This window comes from Nocardioides campestrisoli (assembly GCF_013624435.2).
GTDB lineage: Bacteria > Actinomycetota > Actinomycetes > Propionibacteriales > Nocardioidaceae > Nocardioides > Nocardioides campestrisoli.
Window position 1 is genome coordinate 816,726 of record NZ_CP061768.1, and the last position, 16,740, is coordinate 833,465.

The following is a 16,740-nucleotide window of genomic DNA, read 5'->3' on the forward strand; positions in this document are numbered from 1 at the left end:
GGGTGGTCGCCTACGGTGTGCCCGTGACGATGCCGGCGATCCTCCTCGAGCCGACCGACCACGGGACGACGTTGCGGCGGGGGCAGGTGCCCCGCCCCGGACCGGTTGGTCCAGGGGAGGTGCGGATCGCCGTGCGAGCCGTCTCGGTCAACCGCGCGGACGTCCTTGCGCGCACCGGCAGCTACGTCACGAACGTGGTCCGGACTGGTCCGGCCGTCGCCGGGATGGACGCGGCCGGCGAGGTGCTGGAGGTCGGTGACGCGGTGCGTACCGTCGCGGTCGGCGACCGCGTCATGGCGCTGGCTGCCGGGAGCCTGGCGGCGGAGGTGGTCTGCCCGGCGGCCACGACACTGCCGATCCCGTCGGGCTGGTCGTACGTCGAGGGCGCCGCCGCTGTGGTCGGGCTGGTCACCGAGCACGACGCCCTGGTCCGGGCCGGGCGACTGGCCCGGGGCGAGGTCGTCCTCGTCCACGCGGCGGCCAGTGGCGTCGGCACCCAGGCCGTCCAGCTGGCCCGGCACCTGGGGGCTCGACTCGTGCTGGGAACCAGCCGCAGCGACCGCCACGCGGGAGTGCTCGAGGGGATCGGGCTGGACGCGCTTGTGGTGCCGGGCGAGGGCGGCTTCGTCGAGCAGGTGGTGGCGTTGGCCGGCGAGGAGGGCGTCGACGTGGTCGTCGACCACGTGGGCGGGCCCTACCTGCCCGACAACGTCCGCGTGGCTGCGCTGGGCGGTCGCCTCGTCGACGTCGGCCGGCTTGGCGGCGCCACCGGCACGCTCGACCTCGAGGAGTTCGCCCGCAAGCGGCTCGAGCTCCTCGGGTGCACCTTCCGGACCCGGACGCCCGAGCAGCGCGCGGCCGCCGTTGCGGCGGTCCGCGACGGCGCCGACCTCGAGGCGGCCGCGGACGTGCTCCGGCCGGTTGTGCACGCGACGTACGTGTGGGACGACGCGCTCGCCGCGCAGGAGGCGCTCCTGCGCAACGAGCACGTCGGCAAGCTCGTGCTCGAGACCCGCTGAGCCGCTCATCCGTCCAGGCGGTGCAGGACGTCGCCCAGATCGGCCCGAGTGGTGCGGAATGCGTTCACCGGATCGTTCTCGTCGGCGTACCCGAAGGAGACGGCGCAGACGACCAGCCGGTCCTCGGGGAGGTCGAGCCAGCCGCGGACGAAGTCGGAGTACATCGCGACGGCGCCCTGGGCGATGACGCCGAGCCCGAGGGCCTGGGCGCCGAGCATCAGTGTGTTGACGTAGCCGCCGCAGTCAACGGCGCCGTACGTGCCGAGGTCCCGGCCGGTGGTCACCACCGCGCAGTGCGGGGCGCCGAAGAACGAGAAGTTCCGGGCCATCTGATCGCTGCGCGCTGCCCGGTCCTCCCGGGCGATGCCGAGCGCGGAGTAGAGCCCGTAGCCGGCCTCCCTGCGCCGGTCCGCGTGGATGCCCTCGTAGGCGGGGAGACCGAGGTCGGCGACCTGCTCGTGGGCTACCACGTGCTCGCCGAGCTCCTTGGCGAAGCGGGCCGTCGCCTCGCCGCCTAGCAGGTGCACCTGCCACGGCTGCGTGTTGCACCACGACGGGGTGCGTTGGGCCGTGGCGAAGAGCCGGTCGACGAGCTGGTCGGGTACCGGGTCCGGACGGAAGGCCCGGCAGGAGTAGCGGGCGGCGAGCAGTTGCTCGAGCTCGGTCTCGGGGGTCACGGGGTCGTCCTCTCGAGGGATCGGGCGGGGCGCAGGGAGGCGGTCAGCACCTACTTGGGGGGCATCCGGATGCCGCCGTCGACGCGGACGACCTCGCCGTTCATGTAGGAGTTGGTCACGCACTCCACGACCATGCTCGCCAGCTCGTCGGGGCTGCCGAGCCGCCGTGGGAAGAGGACCGACTCGCCGAGCTTGGCCTTGAACGCCTCGGCAGCCTCACCCTCGCCGTAGATCGGGGTGTCGATCAGACCGGGGGCCACGGTGTTGACGCGGATCCCCGCTGCCGCGAGGTCGCGGGCGACCGGGAGCGTCATGCCGACGATGCCGCCCTTGGACGAGGAGTACGCCGCCTGGCCGATCTGGCCGTCGAACGCTGCCACCGAGGCCATGTTGACGACCGCGCCGCGCTCGCCGGACTCCAGCGGCTGGCTGCGGCTCATCGCAGTGGCCGCGAGCCGGATGGCGTCGAAGGTGCCGACGAGGTTGATGGCGATGACCTTCTTGTAGACGTCGAGGTCGTGCGCGGAGCCGAACTCGCCGTCGCGGCCGATGGTGCGCTGGGCCGAGCCGATGCCCGCAGAGTTGACCAGCACCCGCACCGGACCCAGCTTCTCCGCCTCCTCGACAGCCGCCTGGATCTGCGTGGTGTCGGTGACGTCGACGCGGACGAAGGTGCCGCCGATATCGTCGGCGAGTGCCTTGCCCGCGTCCTCGTTGAGGTCTGCGACCACGACGCGGGCCCCCCTGGCCGCGAGCTGGCGCGCTGCGGCCGCGCCGATGCCCGAGGCTCCACCAGTGACGATTGCTGATGCTCCTTGGATGTCCATGCGGGCATCCTAGCGATCTAAACGAGCGTTCGGAAGGTGGTGATTCCTGATCGCCCGCCGTCGAACCGTCCCGGCCAGGTCATGCATCATGTATGAGCCCGGTCACTCTCCCGACCGCCCATCCCGAGGAGCCGCCCCATGATCAGCACCCGTTTCACCCGGACCTTCGGCGTCCGGCACCCGATCGTGCAGGGCGGGATGCAGTGGGTCGGCACGGCCGAGCTCGTCTCCGCTGTGGCCGAGGCGGGCGCCCTGGGCATGCTCACGGCCCTGACCCAGCCGACCCCGGAGGCGCTCACCCGGGAGATCGCGCGGACCCGGGAGATGACCGATCAGCCGTTCGGGGTGAACCTGACGATCCTGCCGTCGATCAAGCCGATCCCGTACGACGAGTACCGGCACGCGATCGTCGATGCCGGGATCACGGTCGTGGAGACCGCGGGCTCGAACCCGGAGCCGCACATGCCGTTCTTCCATCAGCACGGGGTCAAGGTGCTGCACAAGTGCACCAGCGTCCGGCATGCGGTCAAGGCGCAGAAGGTCGGGGTCGACGGGGTGAGCATCGACGGCTTCGAGTGCGCGGGTCACCCCGGCGAGGACGACGTGGCCGGGCTGGTGCTGATCCCGGCGGCCACCCGGGTGCTGGACATCCCGGTGGTCGCGTCCGGTGGGATCGCGAACGCCCAGGGTCTGGTCGCGGCGCTGGCGTTGGGTGCGGACGGGGTCAACATGGGGACCCGGTTCATGTGCACCCAGGAGGCGCCGATCCACGACCGGGTCAAGCAGGCGATCGTCGCCGGTGACGAGCTGGGCACCGAGCTGATCTTCCGGTCGCTGCGCAACACCTCTCGGGTGGCCTCGAACTCCGTCTCCCGCAAGGTCGTCGACATCCTGGCCGAGGGCGGGCAGTTCGAGGACGTGCAGGACCTGGTCGCGGGCGTGCGCGGGCGCACCGTGTTCACCGAGGGTGACGTGGAGGCGGGGATCTGGACCGTAGGGCAGACCCAGGGCCTCATCCACGACGTCCCGACCGTGGGCGACCTGGTCAGCCGGATGGTCGGGGAGGCTGAGGAACTGATCGGCCTCCGGCTGCAGACCCTGCTGGTCTGACCGGCGCTCCGTGCCCGGTGATGCGCTTCGGCCGCCCCTGGGCCCCCAGGACGACTGATGGGTTGCCTTCGCCTCAGCGGGCCTGGATCCACAGCCCGTGCGCACGGGTGGCGACCTCGCCATCGACCAGCACATCGGCGCTGAGGCTGAGCTTGCGGCCCTCGACGTTATCCACACGCGCGACGAAGGTCACCCGATGGCCCACTGGGACTAGCGCTTGGTAGTCCACGTGCAGGTAGGCCGTTCGGGTGAGGCCCCCGGCGGTCACGTGGGCTAGTCGACCCAGGACGTCGTCAGCCCACAAGGCGATGGAGCCACCGTGTGCCGCACCGCCCGATCCCAGGTGAAACCGCGAGAACGTCAGGTCGCCCCGGACCTCGTGCGCGCCACGGTGCGTCACCTCGTACACCGGGCTCAACGCCTGACTGCAGCCGATCGGACCCGGGTCGAGCGCCACACGACCCAGACCGTCGTCGCTCCCGGCGGCGGCCAACTCCTCGAGCACCCCGGAGAGTGTCCCGAGCAACTGGGAGGCCTGGTCGTCGTTGATCGATGTGCCCCGAATCAGGTCCTGCAGGGCGCGGGTCGCCCCCGCCAGTGCGGCGCGGACGGTGCTGTGCTCGTCGAGCCTCGACGTGGTCGGCTCGCTCACGCCGAGCCAGTCATCGGAACGCCGATGGCCCGGACCTCCGCCAGGGCCCCTGGCACGGCCAGGGCGGCCACCCCGAGAACGGTGATCGGGACGGGTCCGAAGCCAGCCTCCTTCGCTGCGCGGCCGATGCCGCGGTAGACGTCGTCCACAGTGTCCTGACTCAGGCCGACGACGAACACATCGAGAGAGACGATCCCGTCTGGGCTGCCGCCTGCGCCCGCCAGGGCGGTGACGCTGCTGCGTACCGCGCCTCTGACCTGCTCGCGGAGTCCGATGTTCGCGAGGTCCTCGGTCTCTGTGGAGGACCAGGTCTGACCAGCGGTGTGGATCAGGGGGCCCGACGACAAGGCCGAGTGCCGGTAGCCCTGAGGCGGGGGGAGTTCGGGGTGGTCGGCATAGGTGACCGTCTCGTTCTGCATGGTGCTCCTGTTCGGGGGCGTCGATGGCGTGGGTCATGGCCGCGGGCACCTGAATCGTGGGCACAGCTCCAGTGGTCGATCTTCACGTGGTCAGGTCCCGAGAGAGTGCCCGGCACCCTCGCGGTAGAGGGCGCGTCCAGGGGTCGGCGTTTCGACTCGGTGTGTGTGCACGTGTGCCGGTGCCCATGAGTGCTCGCTGTGGGCGCAACCTACGGTTCCTTTTCACCAGCGTCAACCAACAGAACCGAGTGAGAAGCGGGTCACGCGGAGAGAAGAAACCGAAAGGGTTTACACGAACGTAAAGTTCCTTTAGCGTGAGCGACTGTGACGCGTGACACTTCACGCCGACCGCTCGGCTACCGATGAATGAGGTGCACATGAAGCTTCGAACGGGCAAGTCCCGCGCTGTACTGGCGATCACCGGCCTGGTGGCCAGTCTGGCCTTGGCCGGCTGTGGCTCGGACGAGGATGGCCTCGTCTCCGAGGACGGTGTCCTCGAGATCGCGACGATCGCGCCGATGTCCGGCCCGTCCGCGGTCTACGGCGAGAGCATGGTCGCCATGATCGAGCACCTCTTCGACGAGGTGAACGAGGACGGCGGGGTCGAGTTCGGCGGCGAGAAGCGGGAGCTGGCGCTCAAGGTCTACAACGACGAGGGCACACCACAGGGCGCTCAGGCGGTCACCCGGGACGCGATGGACGACGAGCAGCAGGTGATCATCGGTCCCTTCAACTCTGGCTCCGCGTCCGCCGTGCAGTCGACGATGGGCCAGTCCGAGGCGTTCTGGCTGCTCAACGCGGCGATCGTGGACGGCCCCACCAAGAACGACAACGTGTTCCGCACTGCGGCACGGATTCAGGCCTACAACGAGCCGACGATCGAATGGATCAAGGCCCACCCGGAGATCAAGCGCGTCGCGACGATCACCGACCAGACGCACACCGCGATGATGTCCTCCCAGGAGCAGTTCGTCGCCGATGTTGAGGCGGCGGGTGCCGAAGTGGTTCTCGAGCAGTCGGCCAAGCTGGGCGATACCGAGTTCCGCGCCCCGGTCTCCGAGGTCATGAAGTCCGACATTGATCTCTACGTGCTCCGGATGAATCCCACGGAGTCCGGCTTGATCACCAAGCAGATGGACGAGCTGGGCGGCGATGTGCAGCTGATCTGGAGCGCCGCGCTGACCAACAGCGACACCGAGGTGATGTTCCCCGACACCTCGGTGGTCGACGGCGTACTGCGCTCCACCCCCGCCACTGGCCTGGACACCCTGATCGCCGACGGCAACCCGATGGCCCAGGCCCTCCAAGAGGCCCTGGGTGACCAGACCGGCGGCTACGGCGCCTTCACCCACGACACCATCCGGATCCTGTTCAAGGGGATGGAGAAGGCGGAGGAGGCGACCGTCGAGAGCCTGATCGCGGCGATGGGCGCGCTCACCGCCGACGAGGTCGCCGACGTGACCCTCAACGACTACTCGGCTCAGGACGGCGGGCTGGTCTTCAAGGACCGCGAGGTGGAGTTCGACGGCGAGGTCGCGATCTACCGCGACGGCCAGGGCTGGGTCCGCGCGGAGTGAGCCATGCCTGCGGGGGCGGCCTCCGCCGCCCCCGCAGCCACCCGCAGTCACCCACCCCCACCCGACAGGAGCCCTGAGGTGGACCTCTTCCTGCAGCAAAGCGCCAACGGCCTCGTGTTGGGCGGCGCCTACGTGCTCGTGGCCCTCGGCCTCTACCTGATCTTCAGCGCCATGCACATCCCGAACTTCGCCCACGGTGAGATGTTCGCCCTCGGCGCGTTCCTGCAGTACGCCCTGATGCGTGCCGGGCTGCCGTTCTTCTTGGGGATGCTGGTGGTCATCGCAGCGGTTGGCCTCGTGGGGGCCTGCCTGGAGCGCCTGGTGTTCCGACGGCTTCAGACGGTCAGCACGGTGGCGGTGCTGGTCGGCTCGCTCGCTCTGGCGATCGTGGTCCAGGAGCTGCTCATGCTGGCATTCGGGAAGGACCCGCTCGCGGTCAGTGCCCCCTTCGACGGCCGGGTCGACCTCGGGCCGATCGTCATCTCCAGCTATCGCCTCTTCATCATCGCCATGGTGCTGGTGGCCTCCGCCGGGATCGGCCTGCTGGTGCATCGCACCGTCTACGGCCGCAAGCTCCGGGCGTTGGCGCAGAACAAGGAGGTCGCCCAGCTGACGGGCATCAACACCTCATTGATCGGCACCGCGACGTTCGCGCTCGGCTCGGCGCTGGCCGGCTTCGCTGGTGCGCTGCTCGCGCCCACCACGTCCATTCACCCGCACATGGGGTTCCAGCCCACCTTGATCGCGTTCGTGGTCCTGGTCGTGGTGGGAGCGGGGGGCCGGATGAACACCGTGATCGCCTGCGGGTTCCTGGTGGCGGTGGTGGAGACTCTGGCCGCGGGCTACATCTCGAACACTGCGCGCCAGATCGTGATCTTTGCCGGCTTGGTCGTCTTCCTGGCCGTCCGTCCCGAGGGCGCCGTGCAGCAGGCGTCGAGCACGAAGGTGAGGCTATGACCACCCTGCAGAGCACGGGCCGTCCGGCGCCCGAGACCCCCTTCGAACCGGGGCGGACCGGACTCTCGGGTCGGCTTCGGGACGCCCACGGACTCTCCTTGCCCGCCCGGCTGCTGGTCGCGGCCGTCGTGCTGGCGGTGGGCTGGGTGTCCGTGGGCGGCGCCAGCTCCAGCGACCTGTTCATGTTGACCACCATCGTGGTCTGGGCGCTCATCGCGACCAGCCTCAACATCGTGGTCGGCTTCGTCGGCCAGTTGGCGCTCTCGAGCGGATTCTTCTTCGCCCTGGGCGCTTACGTCGGCGTGCTCGGCACCGGCCGCTGGGAGTGGCCGGGATGGCTCTCGCTGCTGGTCGCGCTCGGCGGCAGCGCCGTGCTTGCCGGTCTCCTGGGCATGGTGATCTTCCGGACCCGCGCCCTCTATTTCGCCCTGATCACCACCGGGGTCTCCCTCGTGGCCTACGAGCTGTCTTTCGCCTGGTCGAGCGTGACGGGCGGAGCAGCGGGGATCTCCACCGCCGGCCCCGTCGAGGAGGGCGGCATCTCTCGACCGTTCGACCTGGGAGTGGTCGCGATCGAAGAGCCGGAGGCGTACTTCCGCCTGGGACTGGTGGCGCTCGTGCTGCTGGTGCTCGGCCTGACCGTGGTGCTGCGCAGGCGTGAGGGCGCCTCCTGGCGGGCCGTTCGTGAGGACGACGCCCTCGCCGCGTCGGTCGGGATCGACGTGGCCCGGCGCAAGCGGATCGCCTACATCGTCTCTTCCACACTGATCGGCGGCGTCGGGGTCTACTACGGTCACTGGGCGGGCTTCATCACCCCCGATTCGTTCACCTTCGCCGACGCGGCCTTCGCGCCACTGGCCATGGTGGTTATCGGCGGCTCGGGGACGCTGTTGGGACCGATCCTGGGCGCGACCGTTGTGGCCGGGTTCCCCGAGGTCTTCCGGGACCTGCGCGACTACTCCATCCTGCTCTACGGGGCCATCCTGCTCGCGGCCATGATGATCGCCCCTCGCGGGATCGTAGGCCTCGCCAAGGACGGGGTCCGCGGCCTGGCCGGGCGGCGTGCGGCACGCGGGGAACGGCGTGCGACGACAGCCAACGGCGACGAAAGGAGGGACTGACGTGTCGACGACCACGAACGGCACGGCACCGGACGGCGCAGGCCGGGAGGTCGTGCTCGCCACCGAGGGGGTCGGGGTGCGCTTCCAAGGCCTTCAGGCGCTGGCCGAGGTGACCCTGGAGCTGCCGCGCGGGACGGTCACCGGTCTGATCGGGCCCAACGGCGCCGGCAAGACCACCCTGGTCAACGTGCTCAGCGGGATGCTCGCGCCTACCGAGGGCCGGGTGCTGCTGCACGGGCGGCCGGTGCGCCGGTGGGGCCTGGGAAGTGCAGCCCGGGCGGGGGTCGCTCGGTCGTTCCAGGCCTCCCGTGTCTTCTCGGAGTTCTCCGTCCACGAGAACGTGCGGCTGGGGCAGATGAACTCCCAGCGCCCAGTGGACGCCGACGAGGTCCTCGGCACCGTCGGGCTCGTCCACCGGACCGCGGCTCGCGCCGGCGACCTGAGCTTCGGGGAGCTTCGCCGCCTGGGTGTGGCGATCGCGATGTCGACCGGCCCCGAGGTGCTCCTGCTCGACGAGCCGGGTGCCGGCCTGAGCGGCCCGGACCTCAACGACCTGCAACGCACCATCCACCAGATCCGCGACGCCGGCACCACGGTGCTGCTCGTCGACCACAACATGAGGTTCCTGATGCAGACCGTGGACCGGGTGGTGGTTCTCGAGGGCGGCGTGCCGATCGCCCACGGCGCTCCGGCCGACGTTCAACGGGACCCCGCGGTGATCGCCGCCTACCTGGGAAGTGACCACGCTGATGCTTGAGGTACGCAACCTGTCGGCCGGCTACGGCGACCGGACCATCCTGACCGGGATCGACCTGACCGTGGGACCGGGCGAGGTGGTCGCGGTGCTCGGGGCGAACGGGGTCGGCAAGAGCACGCTGCTCCGGACGCTCGCCGGCCTGCAGCCCGCCCTGGCCGGGACCGTCGTGCTGGGGGAGCGGGACCTGACGCGGCAGGCGGCGCACCGCCGCGTCGCGGCAGGGCTGAGCCTGGTGCCCGAGGGTCAGCAGTCCTTCCCCGCGATGAGCGTGGAGGAGAATCTTCGGCTCGGCGCCGGGCTCCGGGCCTCTGGCACTGCCGCCGTGGGCCGCGCTTTGGCCGGCGTCTACGAGGTGTTCCCCAAGCTGGCGCAGCGGCGCGGGCAGCTCGCAGGCACCCTGTCGGGGGGCGAGCGCCAGATGTTGGCAATCGGTCGGGCCCTGCTCGCCGAGCCGAAGGTGCTGATGCTGGACGAGCCGTCGCACGGGCTGGCGCCGATCATCGTGGAGCAGCTGGGGGATCGGATCGCCGAGATCGCTACCCGGACCTCGGTGCTGGTCGTGGAACAGAACCTGGCGGTCCCCGCTCGGTGTGCCACCCGTGTCCTGGTGCTCGACGGGGGCCGCTTCACGCGGGAGGGCTCACCGGAGGACATCCTGCACAACGAGGACGTGGTCCACGCTTACCTGGGTGTCTGAGCCGCGCCCGGAATGCGCGCCCTGGCGTCGGGGGTCAGGCCGAGCATCGCGAGGTGGATCCGAACCAAGTCGTCGGCGAGCTTGTCGAAGCGTGACGGGTCGTCGGCAACGAGCTGGGAGAAGCGCATCACCAGCCCGTTGACCGCGTTGGCGATCGAGTCCAGGGAGGCAGCCGGGACTGCCTCGCCCTCCTCGACCAGACGCTCCATGAAGCGGATGTGGGAGCGGTTGATCCGGGTGTGCATCTCCTGCCACAGGTCGCTCATCGACGGGTCGGCCAGCGCTTGGTGCTGCAAGATCGTCAGCAGCCCTGCGTTCTCGCTGTACGAACGCAGGTAGCCGATGTCGGCCAGGCGGATGATCTGGTCGGCTGGTAGGTCCTCGGGAACCCGCTGCGCGGCGGTGAACTGATCGCGCACCCGCTCGGCCAGCCGACGGAACACGTCCTCCTTGGAGGAGAAGTACGAGTAGACGGTCGGTCGGGTGCTGCCCGCCTCGGTGGCGATGTCCGCGATCGTGGTCCGGGTGTAGCCCAGCCGGGTAAACACCCCGGCGGCGGCGTGGAGGATCTGCTCGTCGGTACCGGTCCGGGCTGCCCGGTCGGTCTTCTCCTGCTGCTTCGCTCGATCGGCGATGGTGTCCTCCTGGGCCTGCTGCTGGTTCCGTCCCGGCCGGGCGCGTTGGTCCCTCATGATGGCGCATCGGTAAAGCGCGGTGCGGGACCCGCGGTCAGGTGCCCGTCCCGGGTGCGAAGCAGGGCGCCACGGTGGCGCATGTGGTGGTCCAGGCCGGCCTCGGCGAAGGTCAGGACCGGGGTGACGCAGGCGTCGGTGCCGGCGAAGACGGCGGTCCAGTGGTCGCGGTCGTGCTCGGCGAAGCGGGACGCCAGGACCTCCACCAACGCGGGCCAGGCAGTCCGGTCCTCGCGATCCGGCAGGGCCGAGGGCTCGAGGCCCAGCCCCGCGAGCAGCAGGGCGTAGAACTGCGGCTCGATCGGTCCCACGGCCATCGACCGGCCGTCGCTACATCGGTAGGTCCGGTAGTAGGGCGCGCCCCCGTCGAGCAGGTTGGACCCGCGGGTCCCTGGGCCCCAGGCGCCCTGCGCAACGAGCTCGAGGACCTGCTGAGCGAGCACGGCGACCCCGTCCACGATCGCGACGTCGACCACGCAGCCCTGTCCGGTGCGCTCGCGCCGCCACAGGGCCGCGAGCAACCCGGTGAGGGCGAACATCGAGCCCCCGCCGTTGTCGGCCACCACGTTGAGGGGCGGGACCGGGGTGTCCGAGGGGCCGATCGCGTCCAGGACCCCGGTCACCGACAGGTAGTTGATGTCGTGACCGGCGGTGGGGGCCCGTGGCCCGTCCTGGCCCCAGCCGGTCATCCGGACGTAGACAAGCCGCGGGTTCTGGGCCAGGCACTCCTCGGGCCCAACCCCGAGCCGCTCCGCGACGCCAGGTCGGAAACCCTCGATCAGCACGTCCGCCTCGCGGACCAACTCCAGCACCCGGAGGACGCCGGTGGGCTCCTTGAGGTCGGCCTCCTCACCGCGGCGTCCCCGGGTGGTGTGCTCGTTGGGTCCCGGGTCGACGCCGGGACGCACCAGACGATGGACGTCCGCGCCGAGGTCGGCGAGCACCATCGCGGCATGCGGTCCCGGTCCGATCCCGGCGAGCTCCAGGACCTTGAGGCCGTCGAGGGGTGTGTGCATCTGGGCTCCCGAAAAGTTGATGAGCGTGACCTGTGGCACATGACTTTACACCTGTGTAAAGTCATGGGCCACAGGTCTGCCCCCATCCCGAGGAGTGACGCAGCATGCCCGGTCTCCCCCCAGTTGCCGCCCGAACCCTTACCGCCACGTTCGCCCGGGCGATGGAGCGCGTCCCCGACAAGGTGGCCTACGTCGAGGCGGACGGGACTGAGTGGACCTACCGTCGGACCAGGGACCGGTCGCTACAGGCGGCCGGAGGCCTGCAGGAGCTCGGGGTGGGGGTGCAGGAGCCGGTCGCGATGATGCTCGACAACTCCTACGACTTCCTCAGCGTCCTCTACGGGTTGGGCCTCACCCGGCGCGTTCAGGTGCCGGTGAACACCGCGTACAAGGGGACGTTCCTGGCCCACGTGCTGCGCGACAGCGGTGCCCGGGTGCTGGTCGTCGAGGACCACTACGTGGATCGACTGGCGACGATCCAGGACGACGTTCCCGACCTGGCCACGGTGGTAGTTCGCGGGGGAGACGGTGCTGCCCTGGCCCGCAGCCGCTTCCGGGTCGTCTCCTTCGAGGACATGCTGAACTGCGAGGCGGCCCCCCTGGCGGAGGCTGACCCGGCGGATCTGATGGCGATCATGTACACCTCCGGGACGACCGGGCTGTCCAAGGGTGTAGAGATCACCCAAGTCCACGCCTATACCTACGCCTCCCGTGAGGACGCCGAGCGCCCCAGGGCGGACGACCGGATCCTCGTGATGCTCCCGATGTTCCACCTGGCCGGGCAGTGGTACGGCTGCTACCAGTCCCTCATCGCGCAGGCCACGGCCGTCATCCAGCCAGCCTTCTCGGTGAGTCGGTTCTGGGGCTGGGTGCGCGACTTCCGGATCACCGAGACCATCATGCTGGGCGCCGTCGCCGAACTCCTTCAGCAGGCCGAGCCGCGCCCCGACGACGCGGACAATCCGCTCACTCTCGCGGTGATGGCCCCGCTCGCCAGCGACATGGAGGGTTTCCGCGCTCGTTTCGGTGTCGAGCTGGGTGCGGTCTACGGGATGAGTGAGATCGGTTCAGTGATGTTCTCCGACCCTGCGGACGTGGTGCCGGGGGAGGCGGGGCGCGCTCGTGACGGCTACCGACTGCGCCTGGTCGACGAGGCGGGTCGTGACGTCGCGGACGGCGTAGCGGGCGAGCTGCTCGTCAGGCCCGACTCCCCGCTGCAGGTGATGCGTGGCTACCACGGCTTGCCGGACAAGACCGCCGAGACGCTGGTGGACGGCTGGGTGCACACCGGCGACATCTTCAGGCGGGACGCCGAGGGCCACTACTACTTCGTGGACCGTCGCAAGGACGCGCTGCGCCGCCGTGGGGAGAACATCTCCAGCTTCGAGGTCGAGCGTGCCCTCAACGAGTTCCCGGACGTCTACGAGAGCGCGGTGGTCGCGGTCCCCGCGGAGTTGGGGGAGGACGAGATCAAGGCGGTCGTGGTGCCCCGCGAGGGCCGTGAGGTCGACCCCGCCGCGCTGATCCGCTTTGTGGCCGAGCGGATGCCGTACTTCATGGTTCCGCGCTACGTCGAGGTGGTCGCCGAGCTGCCCAAGACTCCGACCCAGAAGATCCAGAAACACATGCTGCGCCGACCGGTGGACACCGCCGTGTGGGACCGCGAGGCGGCGGGCATCCACGTCTCGCGCCGCTCCTGACCGTCGTGCGCCAGTCACCCTTCGAGCCGTCCCCGAGGAACCGATGAAGATCACCAAGCTCCTGGTCGCCAACCGCGGCGAGATCGCCGTCCGCGTGATGCGCGCGGCCTCCACCCTGGACATCCGCACGGTCGGGGTCGCCCCGGCTGACGACCGTGACTCCGGGCACGTCGCGCACGCAGACGAGGTGGTCGGGCTCGCGGGATCCGGGCCGGCGGCGTACTTGGACGTCGAGGCGTTGGTGCGGGCCGCCGTGGACCAGGGGTGCGACGCGGTACACCCCGGATACGGCTTCCTCTCCGAGAGCCCCGAGTTCGCGGAACGGTGCGAGGCCGCGGGGATCCGCTTCGTCGGCCCGACCCCGGAGACGCTCCGGATGTTCGGCGACAAGACCGCCGCGCGCCGGGTGGCCCGCAAGCACGGTGTGCCGCTGCTCCCCGGCACCGTGGGAGCCACCCCCCTGGAGCAGGCGCACGAGTTCCTCGCCGGTCTCGGGGAAGGTGCGCAGGTGATGGTGAAGGCCGTCGCCGGAGGCGGCGGTCGCGGCATGCTGCCGGTGAGCAACCCCCTCGAGCTGGACAGCGCATACGAACGCTGCGCGTCCGAGGCGCTGAAGGCCTTCGGCTCCGCCGACCTGTACGTCGAGCAGCTGCTGGTCGGTGCCCGGCACGTCGAGGTCCAGGTCCTGGGTGACGGGCAGGGCGGAGTCACCCACCTGTGGGACCGCGACTGCAGCGTCCAGCGCCGGCGCCAGAAGCTGGTCGAGGTCGCGCCCGCGCAGCTGCCCCCCGACGTGCGCCACTCGCTGCTGGAGCACGCCACCTCGCTGGCTCGCGCCGCGAACTACCGCAGCCTGGGCACGGTGGAGTTCCTGGTAGCGCCAGACCGCGTCGCCTTCCTGGAGGTGAACCCTCGGATCCAGGTGGAGCACACCGTGACCGAGGAGGTGCTGGGTCTGGACCTGGTAGAGCTGCAGCTCCGGGTGGCCGGCGGCGCCACTCTGGCCGAGCTCGGGGTCGAGCACGTCACCGATATCGAGCCGACCAGGTCGGCCATGCAGCTGCGCGTCACCACCGACCGGCTCGCCTCCGACGGGTCCGTGCGCACCAGCTCCGGGAGGCTGACCGGCTTCCAGGTGCCGGGAGGGCCCGGCACCCGGGTAGACACCCACGCCCACACCGGGATGAGCGCCAACCCGCGCTACGACTCGCTGCTGGCCAAGGTCGTCGTCAGCCAGCCGGGCCACGACCTGGCGGAGCTCGCAGGGCGCGGTCGCCGCGCCCTGCGCGAGCTCGTGGTCGAGGGGGTCGACACCAACATCGAGCTGCTCCAGGCCATCCTCGACCACCCGGACTTCCTCGGCGGCGAGGTCGACACCACCTTCGTCGAGCGCCGCCTCGACGAGCTCCTGGCCGCGACCGCCCCGGCCCCGCTGTTCGGCACCCGGGAGGACCGGGAGGGGACGCCGTCGGACCGGGCGGACGTGGTGGTGCCCGAGGGCTGTGTGGGGGTGCGGGCCCCTATGGCGGGCGTGGTGGTCGCCACGGGTCTGGAGGCGGGCTCCGCGGTGGCTCCGGGCTCCACCCTGGTGGTGCTGGAGGCGATGAAGATGGAGCACGTCGTGCTCGCCGAGCACGGTGGTGCGGTGGAGTCCGTGCACGTGGCGACGGGCGACACCGTCGACGGCGGCCAGGTGGTGGCCGTCCTGCGCGTCGACAGCGACTCCTCGACGCAGGGCACCCAGAGTGAGGAGCTCGACCTCGACGCGATCCGTCCCGACCTGGCCGAGGTCCTGGACCGGCGTGCCCGCACCCAGGACGGTTTGCGCCCGGCGGCGGTCGAGCGCCGCCGTCGCGTCGGCCGGCGTACCGCCCGGGAGAACGTCACCGACCTGCTCGACGAGGGCAGCTTCGTCGAGTACGGCGGCCTCGTGCTGGCCGCGCAGCGCCGGCGACTGAGCCCGGAGGAGCTGGTCGAGCGGACCCCGGCAGACGGACTGGTCGGTGGCATCGGCACCGTGGCCGGCCACCAGGTCGTCACGATGGCTTACGACTACACCGTCCTGGCCGGTACCCAGGGCTTCTTCAACCACGCCAAGATGCATCGCCTCCTGGTCACCGCCCTCGAGCAGCGGCTACCCGTGGTGCTCTTCGTCGAGGGTGGTGGCGGCCGGCCCGGGGACACCGACATGGCGGCCGTGGCACAGCTGGATGAGCAGACCTTCACCGCAGTAGCCCGGCTTTCGGGGCAGGTGCCACTGGTCGCGATCGCGGCCGGCCGCACCTTCGCCGGCAACGCGGCCCTGGCTGCGGTCTCGGACCTCATCATCGCCACCCGGGACACCAACCTCGGCATGGGCGGACCCGCGATGATCGAGGGGGGCGGGCTCGGAGTCTTCGCCCCCGAGGAGGTGGGACCGGTCTCGGTGCAGGTACCCAACGGCGTGATCGATGTCCTGGTCGAGGACGAGGCGGAGGCGGTGGCAACCGCACGGACCTACCTGCGGCAGGTGCTGGAGCCGGTGACATCCGACGCTGGGGCCCACGACCAGCGGCTGCTGCGGCACGTCATCCCGGAGAACCGACTGCGGGCCTACGACGTTCGCCGCGTGGTTGAGCTGGTCGCCGACGTCGGCTCGGTGCTCGAACTTCGCCCCGAGTACGGCCCCGGCATCCTGACCTGCCTGGCGCGCGTGGAAGGCCGGGCGGTCGGCGTTCTGGCGAACAACCCGCGCCACCTCGGCGGCGCGATCGATGCCCCGGCGGCGGAGAAGGCGGCACGCTTTCTGCAGTTGTGCGACGTGCACCGCCTGCCGGTGGTCTCCCTGGTGGACACACCGGGCTTCATGGTCGGGCCGGAGGCCGAGGAGGTTGCCAGCGTGCGGCGGTTCGGTCGCATGTTCCTGGCCGGCGCGCACGCGCGGGTCCCGATGATCGCGGTGGTGCTGCGCAAGGGCTACGGCCTGGGCGCGATGGCGATGACAGGTGGCGACCTGAAGGCGCCGCTGGCCACCGTGGCCTGGCCCACGGGCGAGTTCGGTGGCATGGGGCTGGAGGGCTACGTGCGCCTGGGCCACCGTGCCGAGCTGGAGGCGATCGAGGGGTCGGACGCGCGGCAAGCGCGGTACGAGGAGTTGGTGGCTGAGCTCTACGAGCGCGGCAAGGCGCTGAGCATCGCGAGCGTCCACGAGGTCGACGACGTCATCGACCCAGCCGAGACTCGCACGGTGGTCTCACGTCTGCTCGCCGCGGCCAGAATCCCCGAACCGACCGGACGTCGGTTTCTCGACTCCTGGTGAGCACCGCGCTCGGGGCGGCTGTTGCTGGGCGGTGGAATCACCCTCACCAAGTGGCCGAGCGGCACGAAGGGCGTCGGCCATCGATTGCGGCGGCTACGTCGCAACACTCGCCTTGTTCTCGACTTGCCGGTCTGGACACCGTGCCGAATCGCGGCTTCGGTCCCCCGGGCTGGCAGCGCAGACCTGCTCGGCGAGGGGCTGTAGGAATCTAGGCACCCCCG

Annotated in this window: 15 protein-coding genes; 9 read left to right on the forward strand and 6 right to left on the reverse strand. The window is 70.5% G+C overall.

Annotation, left to right across the window (positions count from 1 at the left end; translation table 11 throughout):
* Window positions 1–29 precede the first annotated feature (29 nt).
* Entirely contained in the window at window positions 30–1,019 is a 990-nt protein-coding gene (locus H8838_RS03955; protein ID WP_224766556.1) for a zinc-binding dehydrogenase, read from the forward strand.
* Between the two features lie 5 nt (window positions 1,020–1,024).
* Here H8838_RS03955 and H8838_RS03960 read toward each other — a convergent pair whose 3' ends face one another.
* Complete coding sequence (locus H8838_RS03960) at window positions 1,025–1,696, reverse strand: nitroreductase (protein WP_224766361.1); 672 nt, start codon at window positions 1,694–1,696, stop codon at window positions 1,025–1,027.
* A 50-nt stretch (window positions 1,697–1,746) separates the two neighbouring features.
* Window positions 1,747–2,523, reverse strand: coding sequence for an SDR family NAD(P)-dependent oxidoreductase (locus H8838_RS03965; RefSeq protein ID WP_185995956.1), 777 nt, complete (start codon window positions 2,521–2,523; stop codon window positions 1,747–1,749).
* A gap of 138 nt (window positions 2,524–2,661) precedes the next feature.
* Here H8838_RS03965 and H8838_RS03970 point away from each other — a divergent pair, with 138 nt between their 5' ends.
* Complete coding sequence (locus H8838_RS03970; RefSeq protein WP_185995957.1) at window positions 2,662–3,633, forward strand: NAD(P)H-dependent flavin oxidoreductase; 972 nt, start codon at window positions 2,662–2,664, stop codon at window positions 3,631–3,633.
* Between the two features lie 73 nt (window positions 3,634–3,706).
* Here H8838_RS03970 and H8838_RS03975 read toward each other — a convergent pair whose 3' ends face one another.
* Complete coding sequence (locus H8838_RS03975; RefSeq protein WP_185995958.1) at window positions 3,707–4,285, reverse strand: hotdog domain-containing protein; 579 nt, start codon at window positions 4,283–4,285, stop codon at window positions 3,707–3,709.
* The gene (locus H8838_RS03980; RefSeq protein ID WP_185995959.1) at window positions 4,282–4,704 is read right to left on the reverse strand and encodes a RidA family protein; all 423 of its coding nucleotides are present in this window, start codon (window positions 4,702–4,704) and stop codon (window positions 4,282–4,284) included. The genes H8838_RS03975 and H8838_RS03980 overlap by 4 nt, the downstream gene beginning before the upstream one ends.
* A 377-nt stretch (window positions 4,705–5,081) precedes the next feature.
* Here H8838_RS03980 and H8838_RS03985 point away from each other — a divergent pair, with 377 nt between their 5' ends.
* From H8838_RS03985 to H8838_RS04005, 5 genes are all read left to right on the forward strand, one after another.
* Window positions 5,082–6,281: an ABC transporter substrate-binding protein gene (locus H8838_RS03985; RefSeq protein WP_185995960.1), complete on the forward strand. Its 1,200-nt coding sequence runs from the start codon at window positions 5,082–5,084 to the stop codon at window positions 6,279–6,281.
* A gap of 78 nt (window positions 6,282–6,359) precedes the next feature.
* Window positions 6,360–7,238: a branched-chain amino acid ABC transporter permease gene (locus H8838_RS03990; RefSeq protein ID WP_185995961.1), complete on the forward strand. Its 879-nt coding sequence runs from the start codon at window positions 6,360–6,362 to the stop codon at window positions 7,236–7,238.
* Window positions 7,235–8,359, forward strand: coding sequence for a branched-chain amino acid ABC transporter permease (locus tag H8838_RS03995; protein WP_185995962.1), 1,125 nt, complete (start codon window positions 7,235–7,237; stop codon window positions 8,357–8,359). Before H8838_RS03990 ends, H8838_RS03995 begins: the two co-directional genes overlap by 4 nt.
* Before the next feature lies 1 nt (window position 8,360).
* Complete coding sequence (locus H8838_RS04000; RefSeq protein ID WP_185995963.1) at window positions 8,361–9,116, forward strand: ABC transporter ATP-binding protein; 756 nt, start codon at window positions 8,361–8,363, stop codon at window positions 9,114–9,116.
* Window positions 9,109–9,813, forward strand: a complete 705-nt coding sequence (locus H8838_RS04005) for an ABC transporter ATP-binding protein (protein WP_185995964.1) — start codon at window positions 9,109–9,111, stop codon at window positions 9,811–9,813. Before H8838_RS04000 ends, H8838_RS04005 begins: the two co-directional genes overlap by 8 nt.
* On the opposite strand, the gene H8838_RS04010 is transcribed toward H8838_RS04005, so the two are convergent.
* Together H8838_RS04010 and H8838_RS04015 are read right to left on the reverse strand one after the other, a co-directional pair.
* Window positions 9,798–10,505, reverse strand: a complete 708-nt coding sequence (locus H8838_RS04010) for a TetR/AcrR family transcriptional regulator (RefSeq protein ID WP_185995965.1) — start codon at window positions 10,503–10,505, stop codon at window positions 9,798–9,800. The genes H8838_RS04005 and H8838_RS04010 overlap by 16 nt on opposite strands.
* Complete coding sequence (locus tag H8838_RS04015; protein WP_185995966.1) at window positions 10,502–11,521, reverse strand: CaiB/BaiF CoA transferase family protein; 1,020 nt, start codon at window positions 11,519–11,521, stop codon at window positions 10,502–10,504. Before H8838_RS04015 ends, H8838_RS04010 begins: the two co-directional genes overlap by 4 nt.
* Before the next feature lie 161 nt (window positions 11,522–11,682).
* Between H8838_RS04015 and H8838_RS04020 the strand changes: the two genes are divergently transcribed.
* The gene (locus H8838_RS04020) at window positions 11,683–13,221 is read left to right on the forward strand and encodes an AMP-binding protein (protein WP_224766362.1); all 1,539 of its coding nucleotides are present in this window, start codon (window positions 11,683–11,685) and stop codon (window positions 13,219–13,221) included.
* Window positions 13,222–13,264: 43 nt separating this feature from the next.
* Complete coding sequence (locus H8838_RS04025) at window positions 13,265–16,519, forward strand: carboxyl transferase domain-containing protein (protein WP_185995968.1); 3,255 nt, start codon at window positions 13,265–13,267, stop codon at window positions 16,517–16,519.
* The last annotated feature ends 221 nt before the right edge of the window (window positions 16,520–16,740 follow it).